Genomic DNA, 15,669 nt, shown 5'->3' on the forward strand with positions numbered 1-15,669 from the left:
TTGAAAGCTCAACCGTTAAGCATTTCACAGAATATTGTTTGTCCCCTTTTTGTCTCACTAATCATTTAGTAAAAACAGTGCGTTCTTCATAAGTTAGCCTAAAAATAAACTTATCATAATCTTATGAAGAAACTTACAACTTTCAAAATGAGGAATCGATCGGCTTCCAGAAATCTCGTGTTGGGATTGATGCTATCGATGGGTTCTTTGTTGGCCTTTGGTCAAACAATTACCACCTCCATTGGAACCGGGACAAATACCAGTTCAAATATTCCGATTACTTCTTACTATGGTTATTCTTATTCTCAGCAAATTTACCTGGCATCTGAAATGGATCCGGGAGTTCAGGGACAACTGAATAGCATCACCAAGATTCGTTTTTATTATGCTTCCGGGTCGGTGACAAATTCGGATAACTGGACAATTTATATGGGAAGTACGAATCAAACAAGTTTTTCTTCCAATACAAACTGGATTCCTTCGACTGCTATGAGCCAGGTGTTTTCCGGAACAGTTACTTTTCCGGCAGCCGGAAACTGGATGGAAATTACACTAACAACCCCATTCCAGTGGAATGGGCTTAGCAACGTTGTTATTGCGGTAGATGAGAACCAAGGAAGTTATTCTGCTTCTGACGGATATTGGAGGTCTCAATCAACTTCAGGAACACGCGCAATCTTTTACAGAAATGATAGTACGAATCCGGATCCTGCTTCACCTCCAACTGCAACCGGTTTAATCTCGGCAGTTTCCCAGGTTCAAATCGTGCATGAATTAGCTCCGGCTTGTTCCGCAGCTCCGGATCACGCTACTGCCGTTAGCTCTGTTTCTACTATTTGTTCGAACAGTCCGACACCTGTAAATTTATCCATTACAGGATCTACTTTTGCAACGGGATTGGGTTATCAATGGCAGTACAATGATGGTTCAGGATGGGTTGATTATCCCGCAGGAACGACTCAGGATTTCTCTGTTTTTCCACAACAAACTGTAAACGTTCATTTGATTACAACATGTATTGCTACCGGCGATGAAGATATTTCGGAGGAAGCTTCGATCAGTGTAAATCCTGCACCGACTGTTGCTGCAGACAATGCAGCATTGGCATATTGTTCCGGATCTCCGGCACAAGTAGTTGCTACAGGTGCATCCACTTATGCCTGGTCGCCTGCCACCGGATTGAACGTAACAAACAACGATACCGTTATTGCGAACCCTACAAACTCCACTGTTTATAGTGTTGTAGGAACAGATATCATGGGATGTAAAGATACCGCCATGGTTACCATTACTCCGATAAACAAAATTACACGTACAGCAACTTACTCACCGACCACACTTTGTACACCGGGGACTGCTGTAACAGTTACAGCAACTGCTGCTCCTGCTACCATCTTCGGAGGAGGAGCTTACGAGTACAAGTTTATGGATGCAAACGGAGCTGTTCTGCAAGATTGGAGTGCTTCCAGCACGTACAATTTCACTCCTGCTGCTGACAGCATTTACAAAATATATGCTGATTTCAGATCAAACACGTGCCCGGATGCAATTGATTCCATTTCGACTTCCATTGTTGTTGGATTCGGTGCAAACGTTGCAGTGGTAGATTATGATTGTATTAACTTAGGTGGTACGGTTACTTTGAGCTCTATTTTCGGTCAAACCAATACGGAGACTGTTTACACGAACCCATTTGCTGCTCCTACAGATGTTACAGCAGGGATCGTTACCTTAGGTGGAAGTGCTGCAATTACTGCGGGAAGAGCAGTTTTGACTCCTTCTGCAACGGGCATCAACGGTTCATTGACAATCAACGATCCGGCTTTCCATACCGGATTGAATAACGCGATGACTGTTTCCTTTAAAATGACAGCAGACCAACCGATCAACAATTATGGTACCGGAGGTGCTGACGGGATTTCTTATTCTTTCGGGAACGACGTGACTGCGACCGGAAATCAAAACGGAACGGGGTCTAAATTGAGACTTTCTTTCGATGCGAATGACAACAGCCCGAACATTGCGGGAATCTATTTAGGGTATAACGTAACGGGGACACTTTCGCCTGCAGGTGCAGGAACGTTGATCCATGTAGGGAATATCGCTTTGTGGAAATTGAAGCAGGACGTGCCGGTTGTATTGACAATTGATCCGAACGGAAAAGCTAGTTTGACTGTTGACGGAACAACTGTATTTGAGAACGTTCAAATGCCGGCAGCATACATGAATGCAAACACTGCAGGTTGGAAACACGTATTCGGTGCTGCAACCGGTGGTGATGCGATGAGACAAGCGATTAAAGATGTGTTGATCACAGCTCCTTCTTTGGATTTTGCATTTGTTCCTGCAACTACAACTCCAACTGCATGGGGGTCTGCAAGTACATTTACGAATGTTCAGCCTGGAACATACGATGTATGGATCAGCAGTAACGGATCTGCTTCTTGTGCGAAGAAAATCGAGACTGTGGAGATCGTAAATACCAATCCATTGGTTTTACTTGGAAACGACACGACCATCTGTGAAGGAGAATCATTGACTTTGGATGCAGGGAATGCAGGAGCGACTTATGTGTGGAGTAACTCTCAAATCACCACTCAAACACGCATAGTTACACAGCCAGGTCCATACGTAGTAAATGTAACTGCACCTAACGGATGTGTCGGGGTTGGTTCTATCAATGTGGATGTAATGGGAGCTCCAACAGCTTCGACGATCTATGTTCAAAACAACATGCCGACGTATACATTCACTATTTTGAACCCACAAAATGCGAACCAGTATTCCTGGGATTTCGGTGACGGGACAACAATTGCAAACGCACCGGGAACAGTATCTCATACGTATTTGACAGCAGGTCCGAGACAAGTATCCGTTACTTTGACCAATGAATGTGGTACGGAAACGGTCATTGCAACAGTAGTGGTAACAAGTACTGCAGGTCTTGAAACAAATGCAATCGATGGATTGAACGTATACCCGAACCCTGCTAACGAGTTCGTAACGGTTGAATTGCCGTCTGCAACACAAGCTATCGGTTCCCTATTCACTATGGCCGGATCTTTGGTCAGAACGATCGACAGTTTTACAGCTAAAACAGAAGTATCGGTTGCTGACCTGACACCGGGAGTATATTTCTTACACATTCAAAGTGAGGATAAAACGAGTGTGATCAAGTTAGTAGTGGAATAATAAACGAATTAAACGCAATTATCGAATTAATGTAGTAATTGTTCGGTAATTTTTTAGGTATAATCTCAGTTTAGAAGGGTGGTTTGTCTCGGCAGACCACCTTTTTTGTTGGTAGTGTTATCAATAATCACCTGAGTATGAATTGCCACTATTGTAACGAACGCTGTATCCGAAAAGGAAAACAAAAGACTGTTTATTTCAACCTTACTTTTATCTGATGCAAAACAAATCACAACAGACAAGCTGAATATCTACAAAGAACTCATACCAATCCAGAATGCATTCAACCAAAAACAGAGGGATCAATCACATCGAACGGCAAAACCTCACTTTAAGAACGCACATAAAGCGTCTGAACCGACGAACGATTTGTTATTCGAAATCACTAGCCATGTTGCTGGCTGTTGTGAAGATTTATTTTTGGGGATAATTCTCAATCGTGAGAAATCGGGTAGTTTTTGGTGGTTTTGATTGGTGATAAATTCGTGGCACGAGTCGTTACTAAAGCAGACTTCCAGTCGCTATCGTCTTCAAGACGCGCGCCAGCTTTATTTATGTGCTTATCCTCGCGCTCATTCTCATTCTGATTTGTTATTTTTACTTCTTGTATGACAACACAAAAACAGATACTGGTAACAGGCGGCGCAGGATTCATCGGATCGCATGTGGTTCGCCTGTTGGTAAACAACTATCCGGCTTACCAAATCATCACGTTTGATTCCTTGACGTATGCAGGAAACCTGTCCAATTTGAAGGACGTAATGGATGCAAAAAATCACACTTTTTTCAAAGGGGATATTACTTCTGAGCAGGATGTGAAAGCGGCATTTGAACAGCATCAGATCACAGATGTGATCCATTTGGCTGCAGAATCGCATGTGGACCGTTCCATTGAAGGGCCGATGGAATTTGTGCATACCAATGTGGTGGGTACCGTCAACCTCATGAACCAGGCAAGGGCTTCCTGGAAAGAATTGGACGGACACATTTTTTACCATGTTTCCACCGATGAAGTATTCGGATCGTTGGGCGATGAAGGATTTTTTACGGAAACAACACCGTATGATCCGAGAAGCCCGTATTCTGCCTCCAAAGCTGCTTCCGACCACTTTGTTTCTGCCTATTATCATACGTACGGTTTCCCGGTGAAACGGTCGAATTGTTCCAATAATTACGGTAGCAACCATCATCCGGAAAAACTCATCCCGTTGATGATCAATAATATCCTGAACAAAAAACCATTGCCGGTTTACGGGGAAGGAATCAATGTACGGGATTGGTTGTGGGTAGAAGATCATGCACGGGCAATTGACGTGATCTTTCACCACGGAGAAATCGGGTGTAACTACAACATCGGTGGCTGGAATGAGTGGCGAAACATTGACCTGATCCACGAGCTCTGTAAAATCATGGACGAAGAACTGGAACGAAAACCCGGGGAAAGTGCCGAACTGATTACGTATGTAAAAGACCGTGCGGGACACGATTTGCGTTATGCCATCGACGCAACCAAATTGTTCGATGAATTGGGCTGGAAGCCAAGTATTACCTTTGAGGAAGGTCTTAGAAATACGGTGATCTGGTACCTCAATAACCAGGATTGGGTCAAAGAAGTAACCTCCGGAGCATACCAGGATTATTACAAAAACATGTATAACCAGCGCTAAGAATGGGATTATTCGACATGTTTAACCGGCAGAAAAAAGAAGCTGTCGATTTGGGGGGAACGTTGCTTGTTGATATTCATAGTCACCTGCTTCCTGGGATTGATGATGGTGCGCCAACGATGGATCATACGATCGGAATGCTCCGAAAGTTTGAAGAATTGGGGTATCAAAAACTGATCTTCACACCACATATCTTGTCGGGGGTGTATGATAACACTTCTGAGATTATTTTGCAAAAACTTGATGAAGTCCGGTATGTAAGCCGGGAATTGGGGTTAAACCTGGTCCTGGAGGCCTCGGCAGAATATTATTTCGATGAAACCCTGTTTGAACGGGTCCGCCAAAAGGATTTATTGCCTTTTCACGGAAATCACATTCTCTTTGAATTCTCCTTCAGGAATCAACCCTCTCAAATCGAAGACATCGTTTTTAGCTTGAAATCAGCCGGTTATCAGCCGGTTTTAGCCCATTTTGAGCGGTACATGTATTTTCATCCGTCGATTGAGGTTGCACTATCCCTGCGTGAACGGGGTTGTTATATCCAGGTCAACCTGAATTCCTTTACCGGTCATTACGGCCCGGATGTGAAGAACCAGGCGATCCGCTTACTGAAAGCCGGATTGATCGATATCCTGGGAAGTGATTGCCACCGGATCCAGCACCTGGAATTGTTGGAAAGCTCACTGAAAGAATCGGTTTTTCATCAATTACTGGAATTAAAAGTCAAAAACCCGTTGTTTCTTTAAGCCGCATCAGTTTATTTCCTCACAAATGCGCAAATAAAATGCTCGCCTGCCGGTCCCGCTATTGAAATTAACGTTCTGATAGAATGACTCTAGAGTTAATTTTGAGGAAAAAGGCGACCGGTAAAAGGAATTATATACTTAACACAGGTAACTTCTGAAACCGATTATTTTTGAAAAGTAGTGTCCCAGAATATAGGTGATAAACAATTTTTCACGCAGATAATATATAATCAAAATCTGCGCTCCGACCATGTCGGAGTCCATATAATCTGCGTGCTCTAAAAAAAATCACCTAAACTTTAGGACAATGCGTTTTGAAAAATATTCTCTAATAATTTAAGTGACCATTTTTTCACAGATGCACTGATTATCTGTGGCGCATACCAGTCGCCACTTAAGCGAGTGCGTTGCGCCTTTGCTGAAGCTCTTGCCTTTGTGTAGCCCCTTCGGCAGAGCAAGGTCAGCGTAAGCATTAGCCGAGTAGTTAATCTGGGCATTTGCGGGAAAGATAACGAATGCCTGCCTGTAGCTACTGAAAATTATGAATAACCCGGGTCTTTTTTAAGGCAGATGATTAATGGTCAATTGTTAAAATTTCTTTGGAAAGTTCGTTTTTTTAAGTTAATTTTTCACTTGGCCGCGAAAACGATCGGGCAATTCCAAGTTGGAATAATGACTACACTTAAAAGCACCGCTATGGAAAATTACCTGGGAATGGGCGTTGGAATAATTGCAATCATCAGCGCCTTTTTAGTGCGTTCCGCATTTCTTTTTAAAACTTCACTGTGCATCGCCATCATTTGTTTGACTGTGGTTTTGACCAATGGATTTGAAAACGATCCTTCATTGGAACTGATTTGTTTTACATTGATCGGAATGATTGCCTTGGGGTATGTGATTTCCCTGCTTCCGGAAAAAATCAGGAGCATTGCACCTTATTTTGTCGGCATGCTGGCTTTAATCCCGATCGGAGCCAAAGCAAATTACCAGGGATTCGAAGTGAACTGGACATTTGAAGTTGCCGCATTTGCAATTATTGGGTCCATTATTCCGTTGTTTGCCAAAATAAAGGATTGGTTTGCGGAACGGTGGTTCGGTGCGAATAAGGTGGAATTCAGTACGGCGGTCTCATTGGTTTACCTGGGGATTTTTGTCTTTGTGGCTTCGTTCATGGTTTCCACATTCGGGGTGATCTTGCTGGCAACAGGATATTTTGCAGCCAATTTGGCTTTGCGCTCAAACAATGGCTTGCAATTGAGTATATTGCTTTTCGCAGTTTCCTGGATTTTCTTTTCCTTAAATGCGCTGGAAATACCGGATTCCCTTCTGAAAGGGAACTTATGGATGGGGATTTTGGCCGGTTTGGGGTCGCTTTGGGCATGCAAATCGATTCGAAGTGAAAAAGCACGCATTTTTCTGAGTTTATTCCTTCCACTGGTGATCATCGGCGTATTGGTAAGTTTCGGATTAATCAATGAGAATTTTGGGGGAATGCCGACCTACCTGGGAGCAATCATCGGTTCTTCTTTGGCGCTTGCTCTCATTGAACAGCCGGAGGCAGAAAAACCTTTCCAGGGAATGTTGCTGCCACTTATTTTGATCGGTTTTACATTTCCTACGGCTACCTGTCTTCGGCGTGAAAAATTGGAAGTTGAGACCTTGTTGGCAAAATCGGATGAATTAACCGGCCAGCCGGCTAAGAAAAAGGATGTGATGGACATGCCGGCAATTGCACTGACTGATGGTGATGCCGGAGCATGGGAAAGTATAGCTGCCAATTCAAAACTGGAGTTTGAAGTAGGTCCGGCTGCCAGTAGAACATCTGGTGCGATTAAAGATTTCACAGTTGATATTCAGTTGGATAAAGCTGGGGTTCTGGAAAATTTGAATGTGGAAATGAAAAGCGCGAGCTTGACAACTTTCAATGACATCCGGGATGAATCGGTATTGGGTGATGAGTTTATTGAAAGTGAAAAGTATCCGAAAATAACCTTCCGGTCGAAGAAAATTGAGAAAATAGGGGAAGATTATAAAATTACCGGCGACCTGAAATTTGTCGGTGCAAAAGTGGAAACGGTCTTGAACCTGCGCTTTGTGTCGAAAGTAGAGAAAGATGGAAGTGAAATCCTGGTATTTGTTGGTAAAACGGTGGTCGACAGAACCAAGCACAACATGACTTCCGATTCCAAGATCGGGGATTTGGTGGATGTAACGTTTGAAGTTGCCGTAGCCCGTTAAGATAGATTTTGCAGATTCACTCGGATTGTAAAGACAGAAAGTTGTATTTTTCGCTCGTGAAAGTGCTTCTTTTCTGTCTTTTTTCGTTGGCCTTCGGTGTTTCTGCACAACTTCCGGATACGACCTGGAATAAGCGTTCTTACTGGGTAGGCGGGACCGACCTGGTATTGGGAGGTGGAAGCGTTGTCTTACTTTCTGCTGTTTGGTACCAGGAATACCCTAAATCCAAATTTCATGCCTTCAATGATTCCAATGAATGGTTGTACATGGACAAATTGGGACATGCATATACCTCTTATAAATTGTCAACGGTTAATTATGCTGCCTGGCGCTGGGCACGGATGCCGAAGAAGAAAGCCGTTTTGGTTTCAGGTGGAATTGCCTGGACTTACCAGTTTTCGGTAGAGATCCTGGATGGGTTCAGTGCCGAATGGGGATTTTCCTGGGCAGATCTGACAGCAAATACGGCCGGAGTAGGTTTATTCATCGGTCAGCAATTAGGTTGGGACGAACAGCGTTTCCAGCTCAAATTCGGATACAAACCATCGCCTTATGCGGCAATTCGCCCGAATACACTGGGTTCTTCTTTCTCCGAACGCTTATTAAAGGACTACAATGCACAAAGCTACTGGTTGTGTGTAGCCCCCGGCACTTTTCTCAAAGAATCAACATTTCCGAAATGGATCCAAATCGGTTTTGGATATAGCATCGATGCGAAACTGAACGGAGATTTAAACACCTATACGGACGTAAATACGGGGAAGACCTATTTCGCACGGTCAGAATATGCCCTTTCATTGGATATAGACTGGTCGCAACTTCCCATCAAAAAACCGTGGTTAAAAAAAGTATTGAAACCTTTGAATGCGATTAAAATACCTTTTCCTGCTGTGTTTTGGAGGAATGGGGTGTGTTATTTCGGGATGTTTTAATTACTTTTCGGTAAGTGGTGTCCTGTTTTCTCAAACGGGTTAAACTATCGGGACTCGCGTGCATCTAAATGTTACAAACGAACACACATGAAAATTATCTTCTCATTCATTCTGATTTTCCCTTTATTTCTTACCGCTCAATATTCGGATCCGAATGTAGGTAAACCAACTTCCGGTTATGGGTCGGACGGAACGTATACGGTTGCTTCCGAGGCCTTTAATAATGACCATTACAATGGGGAGAACATCGTGATTTATCACCCGCAGGAAATTACCACACCGGTCCCGACGATTTTCTATTCACATGGTTACGGCGGGAACAATCCCGTTTACATCAAAGGATTGACTGATTTTGTCGCGAAAAAGGGATATGCGCTGGTATTCGTTCCTTACCAAACGCTGGGAGTCACAGTTCCGGATCGTTATGCCAATTTGCTGGAAGGATTCCGCAAAGCAGCACGCGATTATCCGGACATCATTGATACCACTCGTGCAGCTTTCATGGGACATTCTTTTGGCGGCGGAGCTTCATTCGGGAACGCATTCACCTGTTTTACAGAGAATAATTGGGGAAGTAACGGAAGATTCATCTATGTTTCTGCAGAATGGTATTCCTACAACATCAACCAGAACGATTTGCAGAGCTTTCCTTCGGATGTGAAACTGGTGACGGAGATTTACGAAAGCGATTCCACGAATGATCACCGGTTGGCAGCAGACATTTTCCGCAATATTTCCATTTCAAATGCAGAGAAGGATTTCCTGGTCCTTCAAAGAGATACGGTAAATGGATATGTTTACCCGGCAGATCACAACACACCGAATACGGTGATTGCATTGAATGCACACGATTATTACGGAATTTACCGCATACTCGATGCCTTGGCAGATTATACCTGGAATGGAAATATGGCGGCGAAGGACGTTTGCCTTGGAAATGGTTCGTCTGCCCAAGTCACACTTCCTGGCGGATTGAAACCGATGCTTCAGACCGATGCTCCATACATTACGCGGCCAATGTCGAGTTACCAGTTTCCATGTGACTCAACGATCAATTTGCGAATTGCTTACTGTGAACCTTTGAATGGAATTTCCGAAAATGAACGGAATTCAATAAACATTTACCCGAATCCTTTTCAGTCGGATTTTGTGCTTAAAACAACGATTGAACTAACTGAAATTCATGTATTTGATGTGCTTGGACACGAATTGCCGGTAAACGTGCAAAAGGTAGCTTCGGGTTATTCTTTTGAAGCACAATATTTGAAAGAAGGTGTTTACTTTGTACAAACCAATGTGGGAGTTGTACAACTGATCAAAAATGGAAAATAAGCATATTCAAATCGAGTGCCCGAACGGAACCATACGGGGAAATTTCACTTCTTGCGGTACAGACTCTCCGCTGGTATTGATGGCTTGCGGGCACAATGGGTTTTATCATTTCGGGATGTTCCCCACGATTCAACGACTTCTTGCTGAAAAAGGCATTTCTTCCGTTGCATTTAATTACACGCATTGTGGTATTTCAGATGACGGGGATTATTTCAATGACCTGGAAGGATATAAAGCGAATTGTCGCAGACTGGAAGTGGAGGATCTGACTTTTATGGCAAAAGAGATTGCAACGAATCCGCTCTTCCACAAACCGGATCATTTATTCCTTCTGGGACATAGCATGGGTGGTTTTTCGGTCGTATTTGCTTCAAAAACTATTCAAAATTCGGGGATCGAACTTGCTGGAATTATTTTATTGAATGCGCTGCGGACATTGGATGTGCGAACCCCCGAGATCATGGAAGAATGGAAGGCGAATGGGGTTTATTTCCGGTCCAATATGCGCACCAAACAAGAACTGCCTCAGGGTCCTGAGTTTTTAGCGGAAACGTTGGCGAGTGGTACAACCTGGAATATGCAGCCAATTGTGGAGAAACTGACCATTCCGTGTTTTGTTGCTCATGCAGTAGACGACGAGTCAGTTCCTTTTGAGCATGGACGTACGATTTTTTCCTGGGTGTATAAAAACAATTCCCAAAATGCGTTTTTACCGATCCCGAATGCGGGACATACGCTGAATACGACACATCCGATGAAACGTGATTCGGAAGAGTTACGCTTTTTTTGTGAACAGGTGGTGAATTGGATTGAAAATTTATAATCCTGTGTGCACGCGATTAATCGCGTGCACACAGGCGGCATCTGTTTTTATATTTTCTTGAAGATCACCGTAGCAATGTGTCCGCCGAATCCGAAGGTGTTGCTCATTGCATAACGAATCTCTTTGGATTTTCCTTTTGCCAGCGGGAAATCATACAGGTCCTTGAATTCCGGTTCTATTTCTGTTGTATTGATCGTTGGAGGAACAACGGAGTCCTGAATTCCAAGAATACATGCGATGGCTTCCACGGCTCCCGCAGCTCCCAGCAAGTGTCCGGTCATGGATTTCGTTCCGGAAACACTCAGTGATTGTCTTTCACCGAACACCCGTTTCAATGCGATCAATTCGCTGTTGTCTCCTTGCGCAGTAGAAGTGGCGTGCATATTCACATAATCGATCTGGTCCGGTGTAATTTCCGCATCGCGCAGAGCTTCTTCCATTCCCAGAACGGCACCGTCACCTTCCGGGTGAGTTCCTGTTAAGTGGTAAGCATCAGCCGCCATTCCGCCGCCGACAACCTCCGCATAGATCTTTGCGCCGCGCGCTACCGCATGTTCATATTCTTCCAGGATAATGGCTCCTGCACCTTCTCCCATCACAAATCCGTCGCGCGTTACGTCGAATGGGCGGGAAGCTGTTTCAGGGGAATCATTGCGTTTGGACAAAGCTTGGGCAGAAGAGAATCCGCCGATTGCGGCTTCGTTTATCGCTGCTTCAGATCCTCCGGTGATGATCATGTTTGCTTTTCCCCACTTGATGTAGTTAAAGGCATCAATCATCGCCGTATTGGAAGTAGCACAAGCGGAAACCGCGCAGTAATTGATTCCGCGCAAACCGTATTCCATGGAAATAATTCCGGAAGCGATATCCACCAGGATCCGTGGGATAAAGAACGGTGTGAAGCGCGGAGTTCCGTCACCAGCACAGTATTCCTTCATCTGGTCCTGGAATGTTTGGATTCCCCCGTTTCCGGATCCCCAAATCACGCCGATACGGTCGCGGTTCAATTCTTCAAAGTTGATTCCGGCATCAGCAACTGCTTCGCGCACGGAAACCAGGGCATATTGAGAGAACGGATCGTATTTCCGGATTTCCTTTACATCAAAATGATCTGCCGGATTGTATCCTTTCACTTCGCAAGCAAAAGTTGTTTTGAATTTGGAGGTGTCAAATTTGGTAATTGGTGCTGCACCGCTTTTACCTGCTTTCATGTTGTTCCAAAAATCCGGAACGTTATTCCCGATGGGTGTAAGGGCTCCCAAACCGGTAATTACAACTCTTCTTGTCATAATATAAAGTTTCGATTAATAATTGCGAATCCGATAAGATGATCGATCCTGCGTTGCAAATTTAAATGCTAAAGGGGTTCAAAACGTTCAAAGCGTTCAAAAAGTTTAAATTGAACTTTTGAACATTTCAACTTTGAACTGGTTTTATAAAAAACCCAGTTCGAGTTTTGCTTCTTCGCTCATCATATCTTTGTCCCAAGGCGGATCAAATACAATATTGACATGTGCTTCAGTAACTCCTTCCACACTTTCAACTTTTTCTTTGACATCTTTTGGAAGCGATTCAGCGACCGGGCAATTCGGAGAAGTCAGGGTCATATCGATTTCCACTACTCCTTCTTTGGAGATCCGGACTTCATAAATCAATCCCAATTCGTAAATATCCACCGGGATTTCCGGGTCGAATATGGTTTTTAGGATTTCTACTATTTTATCTTCTAAATGTTCCATGCTATTTTGGGATTGCGGACAATGCCAATAATTTGATTTTTTTTACCATGCTCAGTAAACCATTCGCGCGTGTCGGTGAAAGATGTTCCTGTAGTCCGATGTCTGATATGAAATGAAGATCGCTTTTCACCACGTCTTCCGGTTTTTCGTTATCCAGTACCCGGATCAATAAACCGATAATTCCTTTGGTAATGATTGCATCCGAGTCTGCGGTTAATTGAAGTTTGTCGTTTTCGATTGTTGCGTCGAGCCAAACCCTGCTTTGGCAGCCTTCAATCAAGCGATCATCCGTTTTTTTTCCGGGATCGATTAAGGGAAGTTCTTTTCCAAGCTCAATGATGTATTCGTATTTCTCCATCCAGTCATCGTAGATGGCAAATTCGTCAATGATTTCTTGTTGTTTTTGTTCTATTGTCATAATCTGTCAAATTGTCCCGGCGCTGGCGCCAGGTCTTCGAAAGCAGTGCTTTCTCTTCTAACCCAGCATGGAAATACTTTTCTCCACTGCAGCTATAAATTGGTCAATTTCTTCCCGTGTGTTGTAAAATGCGAATGAAGCACGAACCGTTCCCGGAACCTGGTAAAAGTCCATCAAGGGCTGTGTACAATGATGTCCGGTTCTGACAGCGATTCCTTGTTTGTCCAGCAGTGTTCCGATGTCAAACGGATGAATTCCATCCACGGCAAAAGAAACTACGGAAGTTTTGTTTTTTGCTGTTCCTATCAATTTGATATTTTCAAAGGTTTCCAGCATTTCCTGGGCGTATTCCGTCAGTTCGCGTTCGTATTCTTCCAGTTCTTTCGGGTTGAATTGGTCCAGGTAATTCAAAGCCGTTCCCAAACAAATCCCACCTGCAATATGAGGAGTTCCCGCTTCAAATTTGAAGGGCAGTTCGTTATATGTTGTGCGTTCGAAAGTTACTTTTGCGATCATGTCTCCGCCCCCCTGGTAAGGAGGCATTTCATCCAAAATGGATTCTCTTCCGTATAAAACTCCGATCCCGGTGGGACCGAAAACTTTGTGCCCGGAGAACACGAAAAAGTCGCAGTTCATCGCTGTAACGTCCACTTTCGTATGTTGTACGCTTTGCGCACCGTCGATCAGTACTTTTGCTCCCACGGCGTGCGCAGATTCAATGATCTGTTCCACCGGGTTGATCGTTCCCAAACTGTTTGAAATGTGAGTAACCGCAACCAGTTTCGTTTTGGAAGAAAGCATGTTCTGGTATTCTTCCATCAGTAATTCGCCCCGTTTATTGATCGGGATGACTTTCAACACCAGTTTTTTGCGTTCGGCGAGCATTTGCCAGGGAACGATATTGGAGTGGTGTTCCATGGCAGAAATGATGATCTCATCTCCGGCACTCAGCAATTCGCCAAACGAACTGGCAACCAGGTTGATTCCATCGGTTGTTCCTTTGGTAAAAATAATTTCCTCTTTTTTCCCGGCGTTGATGAAACGGCGGATGATCTCTCTCGCTTCCTCGTATTCATTGGTTGCTTTCTGGCTCAAGTGATGGACTCCACGGTGAATATTCGCGTTGTCCATGCTGTAATATTGGTTGATAGCATCCAAAACCATCTGCGGTTTTTGGGATGTTGCTCCGTTATCGAAATAGATGAGGTTCTTTCCGTATACCTGTTGGCGCAATGCAGGGAAGTCCTGACGAATCTCACGCACACTGAATTTTCTTTTTGATGGATTTTCCATAGTACAAAGATAGTTATAATGCTATTTGTAATCCTTCTAAATAAGATTAATTTCCAACCTTTTTATTTTAGCTGTATCTTAGCAGTAAATGGATTACAAATGAGGGCATTATACCTACTATTGATATTGGTTGTTTTGGGTTCAGGTTGTGAGAAATATAACTTGAAACAACCGGCGTATATGGCTGTAAACTGGAGATTTGCGAATACCAGCAATGCTCAGGGCAATTACAGCATTACGAATGGGTACTTTTACTCCAAGTCCTTTGTTATTTCAGGTACCCGTGAAAAAGGATCTCCGGTTGAAATCACAAAAGATTTGCCGGATCAACTCAATAAGATTCAATTTTCGACCCAAAATGACTTGGGGATTTCCCTGGATGTTCCGATGGGTGATTATACGGAATTTACTTTGAAAACCTTACTGGATAAATCAAATATACCGTGTTTGAAATTAGAAGGAACGTATACCAAAGGGAACCTGGTTTACCCGATGAGAATAGAATGGAACAACCTGGATGAGTTGGATTTCAAGGTGCAAAACCCATTCTTCCTGAAAAAGAAAAAGAATTACAAGATTTTCATTGGATTTGATGTGAGTAAGCTGTTGAATATTGCCAACACCTTTCTTCAGTCTCCACCCATTTCGGTTGAAGACGGAGTTGAAAAGGTAGTTCTTAATGGACCCAATAATCCTAATGGTGGTGGACAAATGTATGCTGCAATCACAGCACAACTACCAAATGCATTGGTAATAACAGTCGAATAATGTCTGCAGAATACAAAGATATCATCGAAGGCTGTGCAAATTGGGAACGATCTGCACAGGAACGTTTGTATCGGTTGTTCTCCAAGGATTTGTTCAAGGTGTGTAAATTGTACGGCGCGGATACGCAGGATGCAGAGGACATGCTGCACGATGCCTACATGCACATTTATAAAAACATCGGTTCCTATACTTTTACCGGGTCATTCGAAGGCTGGCTGCGCAGAGTTACCGTAAATTGCTGCCTTCAGACATTGCGTAAAAGAAAGAACTTCGCCCAATTGGGTGATGTTCCTTTTATAGACCAGGAGGAAAGCGAACTGGAAACAGGAATTCCGTTTGCAAAAGTACTGGAAGAGATCAATCTGTTGCCTACCAAAGCAGGACTGGTACTCAAATTATATGCACTCGAGGGATGGTCACATTCCGAGATCGCAGAAGAACTGGAAATTTCGGTTGGAACTTCCAAGTCACAATTAAACTATGCACGTTCGGTGCTCAAACAAAAACTGGTGTCTTAATTC

Annotated in this window: 13 protein-coding genes and 1 pseudogene; 10 read left to right on the forward strand and 4 right to left on the reverse strand. The window is 43.6% G+C overall.

From position 1 onward, the window contains the following. Positions 1-123 precede the first annotated feature (123 nt). From FO442_RS07490 to FO442_RS07525, 8 genes and pseudogenes are all read left to right on the forward strand, one after another. Complete coding sequence (locus FO442_RS07490; RefSeq protein WP_144332544.1) at positions 124-3,192, forward strand: T9SS type A sorting domain-containing protein; 3,069 nt, start codon at positions 124-126, stop codon at positions 3,190-3,192. Between the two features lie 189 nt (positions 3,193-3,381). After that, a pseudogene (locus tag FO442_RS19040) lies at positions 3,382-3,622 on the forward strand (IS1 family transposase); the annotation flags it as partial. 178 nt (positions 3,623-3,800) lie between these two features. After that, positions 3,801-4,859, forward strand: coding sequence for a dTDP-glucose 4,6-dehydratase (rfbB, locus tag FO442_RS07500; protein ID WP_144332545.1), 1,059 nt, complete (start codon positions 3,801-3,803; stop codon positions 4,857-4,859). A gap of 2 nt (positions 4,860-4,861) precedes the next feature. Next, positions 4,862-5,605 carry a tyrosine-protein phosphatase gene (locus tag FO442_RS07505; protein WP_144332546.1) on the forward strand — a complete coding sequence of 248 codons (744 nt, stop codon included), beginning with the start codon at positions 4,862-4,864 and terminating at the stop codon, positions 5,603-5,605. A gap of 672 nt (positions 5,606-6,277) precedes the next feature. Further along, positions 6,278-7,843 carry a YceI family protein gene (locus tag FO442_RS07510; protein WP_186279974.1) on the forward strand — a complete coding sequence of 522 codons (1,566 nt, stop codon included), beginning with the start codon at positions 6,278-6,280 and terminating at the stop codon, positions 7,841-7,843. A gap of 56 nt (positions 7,844-7,899) precedes the next feature. Continuing rightward, entirely contained in the window at positions 7,900-8,775 is an 876-nt protein-coding gene (locus FO442_RS07515) for a DUF2279 domain-containing protein (protein WP_144332548.1), read from the forward strand. Positions 8,776-8,862: 87 nt separating this feature from the next. Then, on the forward strand, positions 8,863-10,107 hold the full coding sequence (locus FO442_RS07520; RefSeq protein WP_144332549.1) for a T9SS type A sorting domain-containing protein: 1,245 nt from the start codon (positions 8,863-8,865) through the stop codon (positions 10,105-10,107). Beyond that, positions 10,097-10,930, forward strand: a complete 834-nt coding sequence (locus FO442_RS07525; protein ID WP_144332550.1) for an alpha/beta hydrolase family protein — start codon at positions 10,097-10,099, stop codon at positions 10,928-10,930. Before FO442_RS07520 ends, FO442_RS07525 begins: the two co-directional genes overlap by 11 nt. A gap of 47 nt (positions 10,931-10,977) precedes the next feature. Here the strand turns inward: FO442_RS07525 and fabF are convergent, their stop codons facing one another. The 4 genes from fabF to FO442_RS07545 form a co-directional block, all read right to left on the reverse strand. Beyond that, complete coding sequence (gene fabF, locus FO442_RS07530) at positions 10,978-12,219, reverse strand: beta-ketoacyl-ACP synthase II (RefSeq protein WP_144332551.1); 1,242 nt, start codon at positions 12,217-12,219, stop codon at positions 10,978-10,980. A 144-nt stretch (positions 12,220-12,363) separates the two neighbouring features. After that, positions 12,364-12,669, reverse strand: coding sequence for an SUF system Fe-S cluster assembly protein (locus FO442_RS07535; protein ID WP_144332552.1), 306 nt, complete (start codon positions 12,667-12,669; stop codon positions 12,364-12,366). 1 nt (position 12,670) lies between these two features. After that, complete coding sequence (locus FO442_RS07540) at positions 12,671-13,087, reverse strand: SufE family protein (RefSeq protein WP_144332553.1); 417 nt, start codon at positions 13,085-13,087, stop codon at positions 12,671-12,673. Between the two features lie 57 nt (positions 13,088-13,144). Beyond that, on the reverse strand, positions 13,145-14,380 hold the full coding sequence (locus FO442_RS07545) for an aminotransferase class V-fold PLP-dependent enzyme (protein ID WP_144332554.1): 1,236 nt from the start codon (positions 14,378-14,380) through the stop codon (positions 13,145-13,147). Between the two features lie 99 nt (positions 14,381-14,479). Here FO442_RS07545 and FO442_RS07550 point away from each other — a divergent pair, with 99 nt between their 5' ends. Continuing rightward, positions 14,480-15,148: a hypothetical protein gene (locus FO442_RS07550; RefSeq protein ID WP_144332555.1), complete on the forward strand. Its 669-nt coding sequence runs from the start codon at positions 14,480-14,482 to the stop codon at positions 15,146-15,148. Next, positions 15,148-15,666 (forward strand): RNA polymerase sigma factor, encoded by a 519-nt coding sequence (locus tag FO442_RS07555; protein ID WP_144332556.1) that lies wholly within the window; start codon positions 15,148-15,150, stop codon positions 15,664-15,666. The genes FO442_RS07550 and FO442_RS07555 overlap by 1 nt, the downstream gene beginning before the upstream one ends. Positions 15,667-15,669: the final 3 nt, after the last annotated feature.

The organism is Fluviicola chungangensis, from assembly GCF_007558725.1.
Taxonomy (GTDB): Bacteria; Bacteroidota; Bacteroidia; order Flavobacteriales_D; family Crocinitomicaceae; genus Fluviicola; species Fluviicola chungangensis.

Bases quoted from the DNA above. Each gene is read 5' to 3' on its own strand.
- FO442_RS07490 (WP_144332544.1), top strand. From the start codon at position 124: ATGAAGAAACTTACAACTTTCAAAATGAGGAATCGATCGGCTTCCAGA.
- rfbB (WP_144332545.1), top strand. From the start codon at position 3,801: ATGACAACACAAAAACAGATACTGGTAACAGGCGGCGCAGGATTCATC.
- FO442_RS07505 (WP_144332546.1), top strand. From the start codon at position 4,862: ATGGGATTATTCGACATGTTTAACCGGCAGAAAAAAGAAGCTGTCGAT.
- FO442_RS07510 (WP_186279974.1), top strand. From the start codon at position 6,278: ATGACTACACTTAAAAGCACCGCTATGGAAAATTACCTGGGAATGGGC.
- FO442_RS07520 (WP_144332549.1), top strand. From the start codon at position 8,863: ATGAAAATTATCTTCTCATTCATTCTGATTTTCCCTTTATTTCTTACC.
- FO442_RS07525 (WP_144332550.1), top strand. From the start codon at position 10,097: ATGGAAAATAAGCATATTCAAATCGAGTGCCCGAACGGAACCATACGG.
- fabF (WP_144332551.1), bottom strand. From the start codon at position 12,219: ATGACAAGAAGAGTTGTAATTACCGGTTTGGGAGCCCTTACACCCATC.
- FO442_RS07535 (WP_144332552.1), bottom strand. From the start codon at position 12,669: ATGGAACATTTAGAAGATAAAATAGTAGAAATCCTAAAAACCATATTC.
- FO442_RS07540 (WP_144332553.1), bottom strand. From the start codon at position 13,087: ATGACAATAGAACAAAAACAACAAGAAATCATTGACGAATTTGCCATC.
- FO442_RS07545 (WP_144332554.1), bottom strand. From the start codon at position 14,380: ATGGAAAATCCATCAAAAAGAAAATTCAGTGTGCGTGAGATTCGTCAG.
- FO442_RS07550 (WP_144332555.1), top strand. From the start codon at position 14,480: ATGAGGGCATTATACCTACTATTGATATTGGTTGTTTTGGGTTCAGGT.
- FO442_RS07555 (WP_144332556.1), top strand. From the start codon at position 15,148: ATGTCTGCAGAATACAAAGATATCATCGAAGGCTGTGCAAATTGGGAA.